This window comes from Rhizobium herbae, from assembly GCF_019511375.1.
Lineage (GTDB): Bacteria > Pseudomonadota > Alphaproteobacteria > Rhizobiales > Rhizobiaceae > Pararhizobium > Pararhizobium herbae_A.
Genome location: NZ_JAEUAO010000006.1, coordinates 115,225 through 131,034 on the forward strand (window position 1 = coordinate 115,225; position 15,810 = coordinate 131,034).

The 15,810-nt window shown below is 58.5% G+C and carries 15 protein-coding genes; 3 read left to right on the forward strand and 12 right to left on the reverse strand.

What is annotated here, in order from left to right:
- Genes ccoP through ccoN form a run of 4 tightly spaced genes read right to left on the reverse strand, consistent with a single transcriptional unit; the run spans position 1 to position 3,377 of the window.
- Positions 1 to 864, reverse strand: a complete 864-nt coding sequence (ccoP, locus tag JNB71_RS21285) for a cytochrome-c oxidase, cbb3-type subunit III (RefSeq protein WP_220373781.1) — start codon at positions 862 to 864, stop codon at positions 1 to 3.
- A gap of 1 nt (position 865) precedes the next feature.
- Positions 866 to 1,015: a cbb3-type cytochrome c oxidase subunit 3 gene (locus JNB71_RS21290; RefSeq protein WP_220373782.1), complete on the reverse strand. Its 150-nt coding sequence runs from the start codon at positions 1,013 to 1,015 to the stop codon at positions 866 to 868.
- Positions 1,016 to 1,024: 9 nt separating this feature from the next.
- A complete protein-coding gene (gene ccoO / locus JNB71_RS21295; protein ID WP_220373783.1) occupies positions 1,025 to 1,756 on the reverse strand; it encodes a cytochrome-c oxidase, cbb3-type subunit II in 732 nt (243 codons plus the stop codon).
- Positions 1,757 to 1,766: 10 nt separating this feature from the next.
- The gene (gene ccoN, locus JNB71_RS21300; RefSeq protein ID WP_220373784.1) at positions 1,767 to 3,377 is read right to left on the reverse strand and encodes a cytochrome-c oxidase, cbb3-type subunit I; all 1,611 of its coding nucleotides are present in this window, start codon (positions 3,375 to 3,377) and stop codon (positions 1,767 to 1,769) included.
- A gap of 87 nt (positions 3,378 to 3,464) precedes the next feature.
- Here ccoN and JNB71_RS21305 point away from each other — a divergent pair, with 87 nt between their 5' ends.
- Entirely contained in the window at positions 3,465 to 4,040 is a 576-nt protein-coding gene (locus JNB71_RS21305) for a hemerythrin domain-containing protein (protein ID WP_223215948.1), read from the forward strand.
- Here the strand turns inward: JNB71_RS21305 and JNB71_RS21310 are convergent.
- The 4 genes from JNB71_RS21310 to JNB71_RS21325 form a co-directional block, all read right to left on the reverse strand.
- Positions 4,018 to 4,746: a Crp/Fnr family transcriptional regulator gene (locus tag JNB71_RS21310; RefSeq protein ID WP_220373785.1), complete on the reverse strand. Its 729-nt coding sequence runs from the start codon at positions 4,744 to 4,746 to the stop codon at positions 4,018 to 4,020. The genes JNB71_RS21305 and JNB71_RS21310 overlap by 23 nt on opposite strands.
- Positions 4,747 to 4,918: 172 nt before the next feature.
- On the reverse strand, positions 4,919 to 5,620 hold the full coding sequence (locus tag JNB71_RS21315; RefSeq protein ID WP_220373786.1) for a glycerophosphodiester phosphodiesterase: 702 nt from the start codon (positions 5,618 to 5,620) through the stop codon (positions 4,919 to 4,921).
- Between the two features lie 309 nt (positions 5,621 to 5,929).
- Positions 5,930 to 6,898: a dihydrodipicolinate synthase family protein gene (locus JNB71_RS21320; protein WP_220373787.1), complete on the reverse strand. Its 969-nt coding sequence runs from the start codon at positions 6,896 to 6,898 to the stop codon at positions 5,930 to 5,932.
- Between the two features lie 111 nt (positions 6,899 to 7,009).
- Positions 7,010 to 7,714, reverse strand: a complete 705-nt coding sequence (locus JNB71_RS21325; protein ID WP_220373788.1) for a GntR family transcriptional regulator — start codon at positions 7,712 to 7,714, stop codon at positions 7,010 to 7,012.
- 138 nt (positions 7,715 to 7,852) lie between these two features.
- Between JNB71_RS21325 and JNB71_RS21330 the strand changes: the two genes are divergently transcribed.
- Entirely contained in the window at positions 7,853 to 8,158 is a 306-nt protein-coding gene (locus JNB71_RS21330; RefSeq protein WP_346657296.1) for an aconitase X, read from the forward strand.
- A gap of 603 nt (positions 8,159 to 8,761) precedes the next feature.
- Positions 8,762 to 10,375: a calcium-binding protein gene (locus JNB71_RS21335; protein ID WP_220373789.1), complete on the forward strand. Its 1,614-nt coding sequence runs from the start codon at positions 8,762 to 8,764 to the stop codon at positions 10,373 to 10,375.
- Between the two features lie 94 nt (positions 10,376 to 10,469).
- Here JNB71_RS21335 and JNB71_RS21340 read toward each other — a convergent pair whose 3' ends face one another.
- The 4 genes from JNB71_RS21340 to JNB71_RS21355 all read right to left on the reverse strand — a co-directional run bounded on the left by JNB71_RS21340 (position 10,470) and on the right by JNB71_RS21355 (position 15,616).
- Positions 10,470 to 12,269, reverse strand: a complete 1,800-nt coding sequence (locus JNB71_RS21340) for an ABC transporter ATP-binding protein (protein WP_220373790.1) — start codon at positions 12,267 to 12,269, stop codon at positions 10,470 to 10,472.
- A gap of 10 nt (positions 12,270 to 12,279) precedes the next feature.
- Positions 12,280 to 13,239: a glycosyltransferase family 2 protein gene (locus tag JNB71_RS21345; RefSeq protein ID WP_220373791.1), complete on the reverse strand. Its 960-nt coding sequence runs from the start codon at positions 13,237 to 13,239 to the stop codon at positions 12,280 to 12,282.
- Positions 13,240 to 13,300: 61 nt separating this feature from the next.
- The gene (locus tag JNB71_RS21350) at positions 13,301 to 14,404 is read right to left on the reverse strand and encodes a glycosyltransferase family 2 protein (RefSeq protein WP_220373792.1); all 1,104 of its coding nucleotides are present in this window, start codon (positions 14,402 to 14,404) and stop codon (positions 13,301 to 13,303) included.
- A 15-nt stretch (positions 14,405 to 14,419) separates the two neighbouring features.
- Positions 14,420 to 15,616 (reverse strand): acyltransferase family protein, encoded by a 1,197-nt coding sequence (locus JNB71_RS21355; RefSeq protein WP_220373793.1) that lies wholly within the window; start codon positions 15,614 to 15,616, stop codon positions 14,420 to 14,422.
- Between the last annotated feature and the right edge of the window lie 194 nt (positions 15,617 to 15,810).

The window sequence follows — 15,810 nt, forward strand, 5'->3', positions numbered from 1 at the left end:
TCACTCGCTACCCCCGAGCGAGTGGACGAATACGGCAAGCTCTTTTACCGCCGTTTCGCCGAGGCGATCGCCCCAGGCCGGCATGACGCCCATCTTCGGAGACTTCACTTGGGCTGCGATCGCGGCCTCGCCGGAGCCATTCAGCCAGATGGCGTCGGTCAGATCGGGTGCTCCGAGCTCGCGATTGCCCTTGGCATCTGCGCCATGGCAGGCCGCGCAGTTGTCCGCGAAGATGACCGCACCCTGCGCAATATTGCTTTGGTCGGCAGCCGTGCCGGTGAGGCTGGCGACGTAGCTGCTGACTTCTTGAATCTGTTTCCGGTCAAGGACATCCGCGAAGGCGGGCATCACGGAATCGCGCGTCTGGCTGTCACCGGCAAAGCGGATGCCATGGTTGATCGTTTGCTGGATCGCGTCCGCCTTGCCTCCCCATAACCAGTCATCGTCGTTCAGGTTCGGATATCCGGACGAGCCTTGGGCACCCGATCCATGGCATTGGACGCAGTTCACCTTGAACGCCGCGCCTCCCGCCGAGACTGCGATCGAGCGCAGTGTGTCATCGGCGAGGATGTCGTTGATCGTCTTGCCCTTGATCACCTCCACATAGCTGCTCCTTAAGGCGTCCGCGGCGGCCATGTCCTGGACGACCTCTGCGCGGCTCGAATAACCGAAGAGACCTTTGGTTGAGGAGGTAAGAAGGGGCCATGCGGGATAGACGATGGTATAGGCGAGTCCCCAGAAAATGGTCGCATAGAACGTCCAAACCCACCACCGCGGCATTGGATTGTTCAGCTCGCGTATTCCATCCCACTCGTGTCCGGTGGTCGAAACGCCGGAAATCTTGTCGATATGTTTGTCGCTCATGTCAGTCATCCTTCAGGGGGATGCGGGCAGCTTCCTCGCTCAGCACCTTGCTGCCGGGACGGAAGGCGAAGATCGAGGCGCCGATGAAAAACAGCAGCATTGCGAGAAGCCCCCAGCTATCCGCAAATGTCCGCATGATGTGATAGTCCATTGCGGCCCCCTACCGGTCAGCACCGGTTTCAACGTAGGTCTTGAAATCGACGAGCGTGCCGAGCATCTGGAGATAGGCGATCAGGGCGTCCATCTCGGTAAGCTGCTGCGGGTCGCCGTCGAAATCGCCGACCTTGGCCTTCGGGTACCGGGCTTCGAGCCCGGACGTATCGGCGTTCGGATCGGCCTGTGCCCTGAGGTCCGCCCCGGCATTGTCGATCATCTCCTGCGTGTAAGGCACGGCGACGGCTGCATTCGCCTTGAGATGCGAGGCCATATTCCCGACATCGAGCGGCGTCGTTTTCAGAAACGCGTAGCTCGGCATGATCGACTCCGGCACCACGGCGCGCGGCTCGATCAGGTGCTGGGCATGCCATTCGTTGGAATACCGGTCGCCGACACGCGCAAGGTCCGGCCCGGTTCGCTTGGAACCCCACTGGAACGGATGATCGTACATGGATTCCGCTGCCAGGCTGTAATGTCCGTAGCGCTCCACTTCGTCGCGGAAGGGCCGGATCATCTGGCTATGGCAGACATAGCAACCCTCGCGGACGTAGATGTTGCGGCCGGCGAGCTCCAGCGGCGAATAGGGCCGCATGCCTTCGGCTTTCTCGATCGTGTTCTGGAGGTAGAACAGCGGAGCAATCTCGACGATACCGCCGATCGTCACGACCAGAAGAGAACCGACGAGAAGCAGGGTTGCGTTGCGTTCGATAATCGCGTGTTTGTCCAACAATGACATGGAAGTCCCCCTATTCTGCAGGCTGCATGGCGGGAATCGCGCCGCCGATGGGCTCTTCATCGCGTTGATAACCGAGGATCGTCATTGCGACGTTCCATGCCATGATCAGCGCTCCCGCCAGGTAAAGCCCGCCGCCGAGCGCCCGGATCAGATAGTAGGGATGCAGCGCTGCAACGCTTTCGACGAAGGAGTAGACGAGGAAGCCTTGCTCATCATGCTCGCGCCACATCAATCCCTGCTGGATGCCAGCGACCCACATCACCGCCGCATAGATGACGATGCCGAGCGTTGCACACCAGAAATGCCAGCTTACCATCCGCATCGAATAGAGCCTTTCGCGGTTCCACAGCTTCGGCACCATGTAGTAAAGTGCCGCAAAGGCGATCAGGCCGTTCCAGCCGAGCGCGCCGGAATGGACGTGGCCGATGGTCCAGTCTGTGTAGTGAGACAGGGAGTTGACCGTTTTGATCGACATCATCGGCCCTTCGAAGGTCGACATGCCGTAGAAGGCGATTGCTGCGACCATCATACGGATGATCGGGTCGGTTCGCAGCTTGTCCCAGGCGCCCGACAGCGTCATCAGTCCGTTGATCATTCCGCCCCAGGACGGCATCCACAACATGATCGAGAACACCATGCCGAGCGTCTGCGCCCAGTCGGGAAGCGCGGTAAAATGCAGATGGTGCGGCCCCGCCCAGATATAGAGGAAGATCAACGCCCAGAAATGGATGATGGACAGGCGATAGGAATAGACAGGGCGGTTGGCCTGCTTGGGCACGAAATAATACATCATGCCGAGGAAGCCAGCCGTCAGGAAGAAGCCGACCGCGTTGTGACCATACCACCACTGCGTCAACGCATCCTGTACGCCCGAGAAGGCCGAGTAGCTTTTGGTGCCGAGAAGAGAGACCGGCATCGACAGGTTGTTGACGACGTGCAGCATTGCGACGGTGACGATGAAGGAAAGGTAGAACCAGTTCGCCACATAAATGTGTGGCTCCTCACGCTTCAGAATGGTGCCGAGAAAGACCACCAGATAGGCAACCCAGACAATGGTAAGCCAAAGGTCGACATACCATTCCGGCTCCGCATATTCCCGGCCCTCGGTTATCCCGAGCAGATAGCCGGTCGCCGCCATAACGATGAACAGCTGGTAGCCCCAGAAAACGAACCAGACGAGATCGCCGCCGAACAGGCGTGCCCTGGACGTCCGCTGCACCACATAGAAAGAGGTCGCCAGCAGTGCGTTGCCGCAGAAGGCGAAAATCACCCCCGAAGTGTGCAGCGGCCGCATCCGGCCGAAATTGAACCATGGTTCGATATTGAGTTCTGGATAGGCGAGTTGCAACGCAACAATGACGCCGACCAGCAAACCGACGACGGCCCATAACATTGTGGCGATGACGCCATAGCGAATCGGCTCATCCATGTAGGCGGACCGGTTGATGACCAGTGCCGGTTCGAAGGTCGTGCGGCGCAAAAGCACGACCACCGATATCAGCAATACGAAAAACAGAACCCACATGTGACTGGCAAAGGCCGCGTCATATGCAAATCCGGCAGCGAGCAGCACCAGGAATGTGGCGACGCCCAGCCCGATGATGGCGGAACCGTGCTTCATTGAATTTTCCCCAAAAGCATGTCTGGGGTCACATGTCTCGCATCCGAGAGGAAAATGCTTTGATCTATGTCAAGGTTGGTACCGCGGATGTCGGCCAATGCTTCTCAGGCGTCAAAGCGGGAGAGGCAAATGTCGATGAGAGGCGGGCGATACAGTCCTGGATGGCGGCAATACCGCGCACCTTTCCAGCCGCTTGGAAACGATCGGGCAATGTTCGGGCCCCTCCAGGAGATGCTCTTGATGCATGAGCGAAAGCTCACTTTGTGCAGCACGCTGGAGGACATCGCCGATTCGCTGCCGGAACAGGTCGAAAGGCTCACTTGCTTGACGGTCGCCAGCGCGCTCCTGCCGCTCCTCCACCATGCTCACCATCTGGAAGAAACGATCATTTTCCCCGCATATGATGCCTTGCCTGACGCCACCAAGGCTGCGGGAACCACGCAGCGCTTGCGGATCGAGCATGTCGAGGATGAGTGCTTTGCAGATGAACTGACCGAGATTCTGTTCAAGATCGGGCGCGAGGGTGAAGTTGCGAATGCCGAAATGTTCGGTTTCATGCTGCGCGGCTTTTTCGAAGGCACGCGCCGGCATATTGCTTTCGAGAGGGAGCATATAGCGCCGATCGTTCGGGCGGCGTTTGCTAAATCCCCGCACGAAATCTGAGGCGCTCGATATCTTCGACGGTTATACGCCGATTGTTCTCGATCTCGATGACCTTGTCCGCTTTGAGCTTCGTCAACTGCCGGCTGACAGTTTCAATGGTCAGACCGAGGAAATCCGCTATCTCAGCCCGGGTCAGGGGCAAATCAAAGACGGCCGAACCTGAGCGCGGGTCGAACTCCGGATCGATATAGGTAGCGATCAATATCAGGAAGCTTGCGACTTTTTCGCCGGCAGTCTTGCGGCCGAGCGTCACCATCCAGTCGCGCGCCTCATCCAGCTCCCGCAACGTCTGCTCGAGCAACCGGTGTTCGAGACCGGGCGACCTCTTCAGCATGCCCTCTATCGTGGCGCGCGGGAACGAGCAAAGCGAAACGTCGGTCGCCGCCTGGGCTGTCAGCGCGCTCTCCTCTCTGAAGGGACGGCCCACAAAATCGGGGGCGAATTGCAAGCCGACAATCTGTTCACGTCCATCCGAAAGCGTTTTCGTCAGCTTGACGACGCCGGAAAGGATGTTGGAGAAACCATCCACCGTTTCCGTGTCGCCGATCAATTCCGCACCGCTCGTCACATGATGCCTTGACGAGGTTTTGGAAAGAGCGACCAGTTGGTCCGGGTCAAGCGCACCGCAAACGCCCCGGTGCCTTGCCTCACAGGCCCGGCAGAGGACTGGAATGCCTGCGCTGTGGATATCAAGTCGTTCGATCATCAAATCACCATGTGAACCCTGATTGGGATTTGAGCGCAACGAAAGCGAAATACAATCGGCCAAAGTGTCGCTGCAGTTTGAGCGCTATGACAGTGTGGCGTCCTCCCGCGCCAGTAGTTCATGAAGTGTCACGGGAGGGTTTCCTGATTTGTCTAACCGGGCCTGCGAGGTTTTAGGGCAACTCGAGCCGCTTTCGGATCATTGACAAGAAAGCCGCTAATGCCGGCGTCAAGATAACTGCGCAGGCTACTCGCGTCGAACTCTCCGACCTCCCGGCCTGTCCCCCATCCCCCGAAGTCATCCACAACTCACAACCTCGGTCTCGCAGGGTCCTCGTACGCCTTTCTGTGATCATGCTTTCCCACAGTCGAAGAATGTTTCCGCCAAGGTCAAAGAACACCTCATCCTCAGTCTCTTCGCCATTCAAGAGTCCGAGGATTTCAGCGTCACCTAGACCACGAAGGATTCCAACCGCTTCCAGACTATGAAGGCCAAAGATCAGCCGGTGCTTGGAGAATAGATGCCTGTATTTATGAAGTTCCAGCAAGGCAAAATGGCTCTCATCCTTTACGTCGAACAGTATGGCGGTCGCTGGTGATATAACGGAAAACGCCTCCTCAAGGCTCGGTGCTGCGGGATATCCTCCTGCCAAGAACGCCGAAATCTCCGCAAAGGTCATATGCCGGATCAAACCAGAATATCCGGCGATCCGGAGATCAGGATCATGGCAGCAAACGAAAACGCCATCCGCTGACCGCCTGATATCGATCTCGATGATATCCGCGTCCGCTTCGATGGCACCCTGCCACGCCGCTGGGGAATTCTCACGATAAGCGGCCGAACAGCCGCGGTGTGCTATGATTGCTGCTGGCAAGGGTCACCCTGGTTAACCGTAAACGGAAGCTTGTCAAACCTGCATCATGCTAGCCATGCTTACCGACTCGATCGCCCCCTGCAGACACATCCGACCGCAATCTGGAGCCCCGCATGAAGTATAGGGTGATTTCTGTGAGTTCCGCTGGTCTCAAAACGGCGAAGAAACCATTCTGGCCCTAGTGCAGCGACAAAACGAAATGCTTGCGACACCCCAAGAGGCCCGGGTTGACGAAGCCCGACCGCAAGACTGCCACGACATTTCACCCGCGCTTCCCGCAAGTTTGCAACGTCATGGCAGGGATAGGTTCTAGTTTTTTGGAAGGTATTGCTCAACCGCACCCGGGAGCTTGCTCCACTCGGCATACCAGGTATCGAAGAGCCGAAGTTGGGCTTCGACATAGCCGCGCTGGCTGTCGGAGAGCGCGTCGGTCTGGTTGAAGTGGAGCGTGTATTCCTTGTCGCCCTTCAGCACCATCATGTGCTTGAAGTAGAGAACGAGATCCGGGCCCTCGTCAAAAGAGGAGAGGACGGCAAGCGCCGATTCCAGCTCCAGCGCGCGCCGGCGGGCATCCGGATCACCGGCGGCAGCGGCCTGCGACAGGTTGCACATGTGGATGACTTCCCTGGGCAGCACGCAGCCAATCCCGGTGATCGCGCCTGTTGCACCGCAATTTACAAAACCGTGGAAGACGGCAGTGTCGACGCCGATCATCAGCGTCACGTCATCGTCGCGGCTGGTGATGTTTTCAGCGGCATAGCGCATGTCGGCCGCGCCGCCGAACTCCTTGAAGCCGACGAGGTTCGGATGCTCTGCGCGCAGCGCAAAGAACAGGTCGGCGCGGGTGGCAAAGCCGTAGTACGGGCTGTTGTAGATCACCGCCGGCAGGTTGGGTGCCGCCGACAGGATCGCCTTGAAATGCGCCTTCTGCGCGGAGATCACCGAACCACGCGACAAGACGCGCGGGATCACCATGAGGCCCTGTGCCCCGACCTGCTGAGCGTGCGCGGCGTGCGCGACGGCGGAGGCAGTGTTGATGGCGCCGGTGCCAACGATGACCGGAATGCCGGCCTTGACCAGGCGTTCTACGCCCTCCATCCGCTGTTCGTCTTTCAAGAGCGGCCAGTCACCCATCGAGCCGCAATAGACAACGGCAGACATGCCGGTGGCAATCAACTCGCGACCCTTGCGTACAAGCGCGTCGAAATCTGGAGTGCGGTCTTGCCTGCAGGGCGTCATCAGCGCGGGAATGACTCCGGAGAAAATCTTAGCTTTCACGTCAGCCTCCTTTCGGGCCTGGGCAGGAGGCGGAGTAACGAAAACGGCCTCCCATGAGGGAAGTCTATATCATCTTGCATATTACTTGTCGACAAGAAAAATATATTTTCGTCACAGTGTCATGTCGAACGGGTCCTTGCGACTGAAAAGTCTAACGATCTGCGAGACGATCTGCTCCGCATGAATCCTGCTCAGACGGTCAGCACGATCGCTGTCACGTGCTTCGATCGCGGCGATAATTTCCGCATGTTCCTCGACGAAACGCTGCGGGAACTCGTCCTCGTAGGACTTGTAATACAGGCTGAGAATGCGCCGGCCGTCGTCGAGCAAACGGCGAAACAAGTTTGTAAAATACGGGTTGCGCCCCGCCTCTGCGATCGCCGCGTGGAACGCTGCATTCGTGGCTATCATTGCCAATGTGTCTCTGGTCTTCACCGCTTCGGCATAATCTTCGTGAAACCCGCGAATGATCGCAAGGTCCTGCGGTTGACGCTTCTGTGCCGCCAGCCTCGTGGTCGCGCGGTACATCAAAACAAGCGCATCGAAGAATGGGTTAAGATTGAGAAAGTCGATGTTGGACACGATGGTCGATCGGTTTGGCAATGTCTCGACGAGGCCTTCGCCGGCAAGTCGCACCAACGCTTCGCGTATCGGCGTACGAGACATCTTGAAGCGCTCTGCGAGTTGCACCTCGTCGATCATGCTGCCGGGAGCGAGCTTCAAGTCAAGAATCTCGTCACGCAGCAGATCGTAAACCATCTTTACACCAGAACCGCGCTTGCGTTCGGGTGCCGGAACTGGATCTGTATCGCTCATTCTTAAATAACCCCTGTGTCGACTTGTTGAATATATACCCAGATTGGATCCTTCAACTGGTCGTGCCTACCGAGGCAAACTGGCCGCTTTTCAACCAAGGCACGCGCGTACGCACATCTTCAGCCTCGGAGAAGATCAGTGCTGCCGGCCCCAGCCCGGGTAGGATCATGTCAACAGGACGAGGGAACATTTCGGCGCCTTCATGATGGCGGCGTGCAGGTGCTGCCCGATCTTTGCTGGTGCTCGATCTGCGAGCGGGTCTTTCCGACCCGCACCCGGGCCGTGATGACGAACTCGGGCAAGTATGCGCGCTGTGGGCCAGATGGTCGCGCGTTTTGGCAGTCTTGCCGATCGCTGGAGGCTTCCATCAACGGGCGGGTTGCCGCCCGAACGCCTCTGTGGCTCTCATCATATGTGAAAGGAAAGAGCTTTGGGCGTCGCTGACCGGCGCCAAACGGGTGCTCTGTCGGCTCGCACGCTGGCGCCGGTCACCCGTGAGATGCACGGAAGAACCCGCCACCCCAAAGGGTGACGGGTGCGAGTGATCGAGAAAAACGCAGAACAGATAAATTCCTCGAGGTAGGTCAAAAACGCACTAGCTTTAAGAACCGGGCCTGCCCCAAAGGCTCCGGACAAATCTAAATTAGCCAAAACTCATCAATAGTCGATCGCTAATCTTGGCGAGTTGACGTGTTGTCGATTGGGTGGATGACCGCCGGTTATACTCCGGCTGTGGGCCCTTGCGAAATGGAGCCCGCGTGGCTGTCGTCTATTGCGCCGAAAACACGCTGCCGCGCCCCGGAACGCATGCTTAAGGTTGTGTGACGCGCCTGCTCTGTCCCATAAACAGACGAAGGTTAAGCCTTTCGGCTGAGTGCGTTTGAGCGGTTTCGCATGAATTAGGAGGCGTCGACAAACAGCAAAACAGTGAGAAAATGGCCGGCGTTGATACTTCCCCAGTGGTTTCGCTAAGCGCAGGCAGCGGCAATGCACGGCCGCGGCGACTCCAGGCCTTTTGAAGACTTGCCGCATTGCAAGGAGAACGAGATGGCCGATCTCAGTGGAACGAAGAGCCAATTGACGATGCAGGCAATCAGCCAGCACGTTGCAGATCTGACAGCGATTGAGTGGCTCTCGCTTATTGCGCCGATCAACGACACGATCATGGGCACGCAGAGCAACGACGCTCTCAGCGCAGAGGCGGAAGGTGACGTTGTCTTCGGGCTTGATGGCGATGATGCCCTAAGCAGCGCGTTCAACCGAACGGCGCTAATTGGCGGCCGCGGTAATGACACCCTGACGACCAATGTCATCGTTCCTATGCAAGGTAGCGAACCTGTCCATGGGCTTGCTATCCAGCTCGGTGGCAAAGGCAACGATAGTCTGGATGCGACCGTAACCCTTCAGGGCGGAGTCGTAACGGTTCAGGACAGGGAATTAAGCGCAGAGATTCTACTTGATGGCGGCTGCGGGAACGACGTTATCAAAGCCGTGGCCAACGTGGCGCTGCCGATATTTGGAAAAGTAACGGCGACTACGAACATTCGCGGCGGTTCCGGTGATGACATCATTGACGCCGTCGCGGATACGCGCGGTGCCCTGGACCGCAACTTCGCCAAGAATTCCGTCCAGGGGGGCGGCGGCGACGACCATATCACCGCTCGCGCCGAAACGGAGTTCAGCGGATCTTTAGCCACAGCCATCAATGTTCTGAGCGGCGGGGACGGTGACGATGTTCTCGATGCCACAGCGAAAGGGGTGTCCAATTCCACCGAGTTGGTCTCGAATACCCTCAGGGGCGGACAAGGCGATGATCTCCTGCGCGCCTTGAATGTCACGGATTCCAACTCGCGAGCCCCGGTTGGCGTCAATGAACTGTGGGGCGGCACGGGCAATGACGTGCTGGAGGCAACCCATTCCACCGATGGCGAGAACACCGTGACGGATGTCACCAACATTTTGAACGGTGGCAACGGATGTGACCGCCTCGAAGCGCAATCCACCGCCCTTGGCGGCTTTGTGCAAGCCCTCAACCAGTTGACGGGAGGCAATGAAAGGGATGTGCTGACGGCACGTATCGAGGCCGATGCCCATGGCGGACCTAGTTTTCTCGGGCTCAGCTTGTACGATATTGCCAACGTCTTGAATGGCGGAGCCGGCAACGATTTTCTAAAGGCCTTCCTGACGGTAACGGCCCTCCCCTTTACGGAAGACGATTCGCGAGCGGAGAACCATCTGGCCGGTGGTTCCGGCAATGACAAGCTGCTCGCGACCGTGGCCAGCGGCTCGGTCGGAACAAGTTTTCTGAACGGCGGCGCGGGGAATGATCAGCTCACGGTCGTCGGCGGAACGGGAAATATTCTCAATGGCGGAATCGGAGCTGATACGCTGATTGCCGGCACCGGCGACGACCACTTGATTGGAGGACAGGGTGCTGATCGCTACGTCTTTGCTCCGCAGACGGGGCACGACACCATCGATTTCGAGAGTGGCCTGGACATCATCGACCTGACGGCCTTCGCCGCGGAAAACATTCACGGTTTTGATCAACTGGATATCGAGGTGAGCGGCGGAAACAGCATCGTCCACTTTAGTGCTGAAGACGATCTCACGGTCGTCGGCGTGAACGATCTGCGCGCAAGCGATTTCTGGTTCGCGTGACCTTGAATGCAGGTCGCCGTGGTTCTGGGAAAACGACATGCATTGGAACAGCAGCCTAACCCGCATCGCATCAACCGTTTTGACGCGATGCGCGTCAGCGCGAAGCCAGGTGTGGCTTGTCCGCGTCGTGTTCGTAGAGCTGGTCCATGCTCAACGAGGCGACGGCGGCAAACGGCGCCTGGTTCGTCACGCGGCCGTCACCAAGGATGACGACTTCGTCGCAGAATGAAATCGTGCTGCGGTGGTGGCTGATCACGATCGTGGTTCGACGGCCGGCCCTCGACTTCAACGTGTCGACGATCGCCGCCTCCGACAGGCCATCCATGGCATTTGTCGCTTCATCGAGAATTAGGATCTCGGGATCCCGCACCAGGGCTCTTGCCAGTGCTATCCGCTGGCGCTGCCCGGCTGACAGGCTTGCACCTCTATAGCCGACGACAGTTTCATAACCATGGGGTAGTTTTTCAATAAATTCGTGCGCTTCGGCAAGCCTTGCGGCACGCTCCGCATCCGCTATCGAAGAATTTTGGCCATAGGTGATATTGTCCAGAATGGTGCCATCCACCAGCTCGAGATCCTGGCTGGCCAGGGCGATCTGGCTGCGCCATTGGGTGGGATCGATTCTGTCGAGCGGCGTGCCGTCCACCAGAATGTGACCCTGATCGGGCTCTACAAATCGACACAGAAGATTGACGATCGTCGTCTTTCCGGTGCCCGACCGGCCGATGATTGCCGTCGAGCAACCACGACGGATTTCAAAGGTCGCAGCGTGTAGGACCATGGGCCGTTCGTCGGAACCCGGGTATTTAAACGTTACCCGATCAAACTTGATCTGCTGGCGCAAACCGCGGGCCGGCTCGTCGCCTGTCGGTGGTGGCGGCTTGTCGGAAGAGTCCAACAGCCATCGCACCTCCTCCAGAGAGCCGCTCCACCCCTGTAATTGGCTCCATGCCAACTGCAGGGCGCGCATGTGCGGTTGCAACCGATAGAGCAGGACGACGAAGGCTACAATGACGGGAAAAGTTACTCCCAAGAGCCATGCACTGACGACCGCTGCGAGAAAGAGCGCCGAGTGCAGCACTTCGGTCAGCGGCGGCAGCACCCCTTGGCGGGTCTGGAGGACAAAGCCGGCCTTGCGAACTGCGTCCGAGGCGGATTCAAAGACTGCCTGTTCGCGCTGCTCCTGTCCGAACACGCGGATGAGCCGCCCGGCATGCACGAGGTGAAGCATCCTGGCGGCAAGTTCGCTGTTGAGGGAAGTGACATTGCGGCTCGGGGCTTTAAGGCTGGCCGACAAAATGGCGTGTGCCAACTGGACGAGCACGAGGCCAAGCGCGACGCACAGCGTCATCTGCCATGACAGGAGCAGGAGAAAGATGAGCAGGATAACTGCGGCCGATGCGTTCACAGTTGCCGCGAGCACAGTTTGCATCGCATCCGACGCCCGCCAGGATTCATTGGAAATGATGTTCAGCAACCGGCCGGGGCTCTGTTGCAGGAAGAATGGATATCCAATCCTCAGAAGCTGATCGGCAAGCGCGCTTCGTATGGCATGACTGGCTTTGCCATAGATGAGATTTGTCAGAACGGTGTTCGCAAAGGCCAGAACGTTCTTCAGCGTGATCAATGCAAGGACGGCTACGGAGATCACCATCAATCGCTGGCCATCGTCCAGCCCCGACCCCACCCGCTCGAAGATGGCAGGAAGTCCGCCCACGCCACCGTCACCCTTTTGCCCGGCAATGATGCTCAGCATCGGGATAATCAGACCAATGCCCGTGCCTTCGAGTATGGCGCTGCCCAGGCCGAGCACGACAACAACTGCAAGCAGGTGCCACTGCCGACCCAGTGTATGGCGCACGACCTGCAAACCCGGCAGGAGGAATGTCAACATGATCGATACCTCAGCGAATGAGCTGCCTGTTTGATTGCGTTAATTCGGGGTCGTGCGGCCGTCTGGTGATTGCAAGGCGTGCGAACTTGATGGCGCCAAGCAGATTCATGAACACGATCGGCCAATGCGATAGCGAAACCTCCGGATCGAACCGCGGGCCGCCCAGCAGTTCGTGGCACGCTGACCTCGTGGTCCAGAAAAAATGGCGAAGCAGCCACGGAGCCTTGACCAGGTGCTTCAGGCACAGCGCTCCGTTCCCCAGACTATAATCGCGGTGAAGCCTTTCGATTGCCTCGCGCGTATCTCGACCATGATGGTGAAGGACGGCCATGTCGGGGACATATTCGATCGGAATGCCAAGCTGAAAGGCGCGCACCAGGTAGTCCGTGTCCTCGGCCGACTTCAGTGGGCTGCCGGCCCCCAGCCGCTCGTCGAAATGACCGATTCGAAGCGCAACCTGACGATGCATAGTCATATTGCACCCCAATATAAAACCGCCCGGGTGGACATCTCGGGTAAAGCGCGCCCGCGTCCGCGCCCGCTTGATCGTGAACGGCAGGTCACGAGGGCAACCAAGCTCGACACGCCCACCGCGGATAATGCACCGTTCTCCGGCGGCGTAATGCCGCTCCAGATCCTGCAGGTAACCACGGTCGACTTCGCAATCGTCATCGACGAAAATCAGGATTTGGCCGCGTGACCGTTCTATTCCGACATTGCGGGCCGCGGCCAGGCCGGGGCGCGGTTCCATCACAAGCGTCATGGCAATACTCGCCGTTGCGGCGATACGCGCCAATCGTTGGGCAGTGTCGTCCGTCGAGGCGTTGTTGACCACCACAAGTTCGCTCGTCACAGCCGGCAGCGACTGACAGGCTGCCTCAATCGACCGGATGCAGGCCTCGAGTGCATCAGCCCGGTTGCGCGTACAGACTATGAAGCTTGCCCGCGGCCCACGGTTTTCGGCCGCCATGGTCTGGCTCGCAATCGCGCCGCCACGCTCTCCTACGGTTCCGACAGACTGTGCGACCATGCTATGCAACACCATTGTTCAGCAATACCATCTTGGCTGGAACGGACTGCATGTACCGCGCCAGCGCGTCCAATCGCCTGGTAACCCCCATTGAAAGGTGACCGCACCATGGCGCGTACGCGCCGGCGCGCAGGCCGTATCGCTCGCGCCGCCGAATGGACTGCCATTTGCCTGTCCGTGTCAGAAATTCGTGCGTCAGCCGCGGTTGCTCCTCATCGTTGATGAGTTGATAGAGGAAATAGAAAAAGCACAACATGCCATCCTCGTAGCTTGGGGACATCGCCGCCGGCAGCGCTTCGATTTTTCTTTGGAGGGACAGGATGAATTCGGCCGCGCGCCGAACAGTGTCCGGCGTCACGGCAACGCCGAGATCGTCAAGGACGTTCGGATCATCCATGAGAGCGTTCCGTTCGAGGTTCTCGGTGACGATTCTCAAATGGGTTCGGCGCATCAGCCGTTTGTGCTTGTTCGTGACGCTGCCTTCATGAATGCGGTATGCCACCAGGCTGTCATCGATCATGGCGGCGGGGAAGCGGGCGGTAATCCGTCGGAACAGATCGAAGTCTTCCGCGTGGACATAGCTTGCGTCGTACGCCAGCATGTCCTGCGGTATGACGTTCCTGTTATACATCACGGTCGAATGCATGAAGACGGTGAAGAACATCGACAATATGCCCCACTGCCCGGACTGATAGATCGGATTTGGCGTACCGCGGACCATTCGCGTACCGATCAGTCTGTCGATGCCAGTGCCGCTGATGGCGAGATCAGGCTGTTTGGTGAACAGGGAGACCTGACGCGAAAAGCGCGTTGGATAGGATATGTCATCGGCGTCCATCCTGGCGATGAGATTGCCCTTCGCCATGGCCAACCCTTCGTTCAAAGTCGCGATCAGACCGCGGTTCTCACGCGACACGATCGCGATACGATCGTCGGCGCTTTGGTAGCGGCGCAGGATCTCCAGAGAACTGTCGGTCGAGCCATCGTCGATTGCTATGACCTCGAGGCGGTCATGGTCCTGACGCAGGATGCTCTCCAGCGCCGCAGCGAGATAAGGTTCGCCGTTGTAGACGGGCAGCAGGACGGAGACCAATGGAACGGACATGCTTCAGCTCGCGTGTTATTGAAGATCGGAGGTCTGGAAAGCTTTGCCGCGATCGGCGGATTTGCATGCGGGCATCACAGACCGGGGGGCCATTCTGTCGCCACTCCACTCAACCGTATTGCCTGCATGCAGGAATGATCCAGCGCGGCTGTGGTCTGCTGTAGCGACGTAAGGGAAGTGCCGTTTGAGTCGATTGAGACGCGTTTCGAAAAGCGACCACGAAAGCGAGGCAAGAATCAGCGTGGCTGCGCCTGCAACCACGAAACGTCCGGGGCCTTGCTCCGAGACATTGACGGGAATCCAAGCTTGCGCCTTGACCACCAAGGAGAGCACGATTGGGTGGAAGAGGTAGACGCCATAGCTTATGCGCCCAAGGGCCGTAAGTGGGGTGAATTCCGCCGCGCGGCCGAAATATCCCCGAATACCCGCCGAACAACATCCCACCAGCATTGTAAGCGGCAGAAGAGGAAGAACCTCCGTGCCGATCCAGGCTGCCCAGTCGAGTGCGGGCGTCATCGTCGGTCTTGGCCACGCCAGGATGACAACGGCAGCAATAGAGGGCATCCAGCTTAGCTTCATCCATCTCGGCCACGACGCGCTTCTGGCTCGATAGGCAGCAAGGAGCGCGCCCGATGCGAGGGCGTCCATCGACGCTGTAGGCAGCAGGTCGCGCATGAGCGTCGGCGCGCCGGTCACGGGCCAACAGAGGCGATATGCCAACGAGCATGCTATGACGGCGATGCAAATCCGCTCAATCAACTGGCGGGGGGCGAGCAGGATCACCAGTGGCCAGAGAACATAGAACTGTTCCTCGATGCTCAGGCTCCAGGTGTGACAGAGAACCCATGGGCTCCACTCGTTCTCAATCGCATACCAGAAATTCGACAGATAGAGCGCGTGCCATGCAAGATTAGCTCGGGCACCCTCGAGATTGACGACCCAGATGAAGCCCAACATGGCGAAATACGGAGGGAATATCCGCAGAGCTCGCCGGATATAAAACGATTTCAATGCTGTCGACGGCTCGTAGCGTTCAGTGTCGCGCGCATCCAGAAGGAGCCGCGTTATCAGGAACCCACTGAGCACGAAGAACAGACGCACGCCGAGGTGACCCCACAGGTCCCCATTCTCGGCGAAAAAGTGCGCATACAGTACCATCGTGACGGCAATCGCTCTCAGCCCGTCCAACTGCCGGTCGCGTGTATTCGACATAGACACCCCTAGGCGATCAGCCTTTGTCTGCCACTTCTCCTTGGCGGCGTCCGCTCCCATTCCGTTTTTTGCCGCCGACAATGCAAACCGTCGCTGGCGTCCCTGTGGACACGACGTGTTAAGGCGGAGCCCGGACTGTAAGGGCAAATCCGGCCAAACTTTGACAGTGACAGCTTGTTTAGCAGATTGCCCGC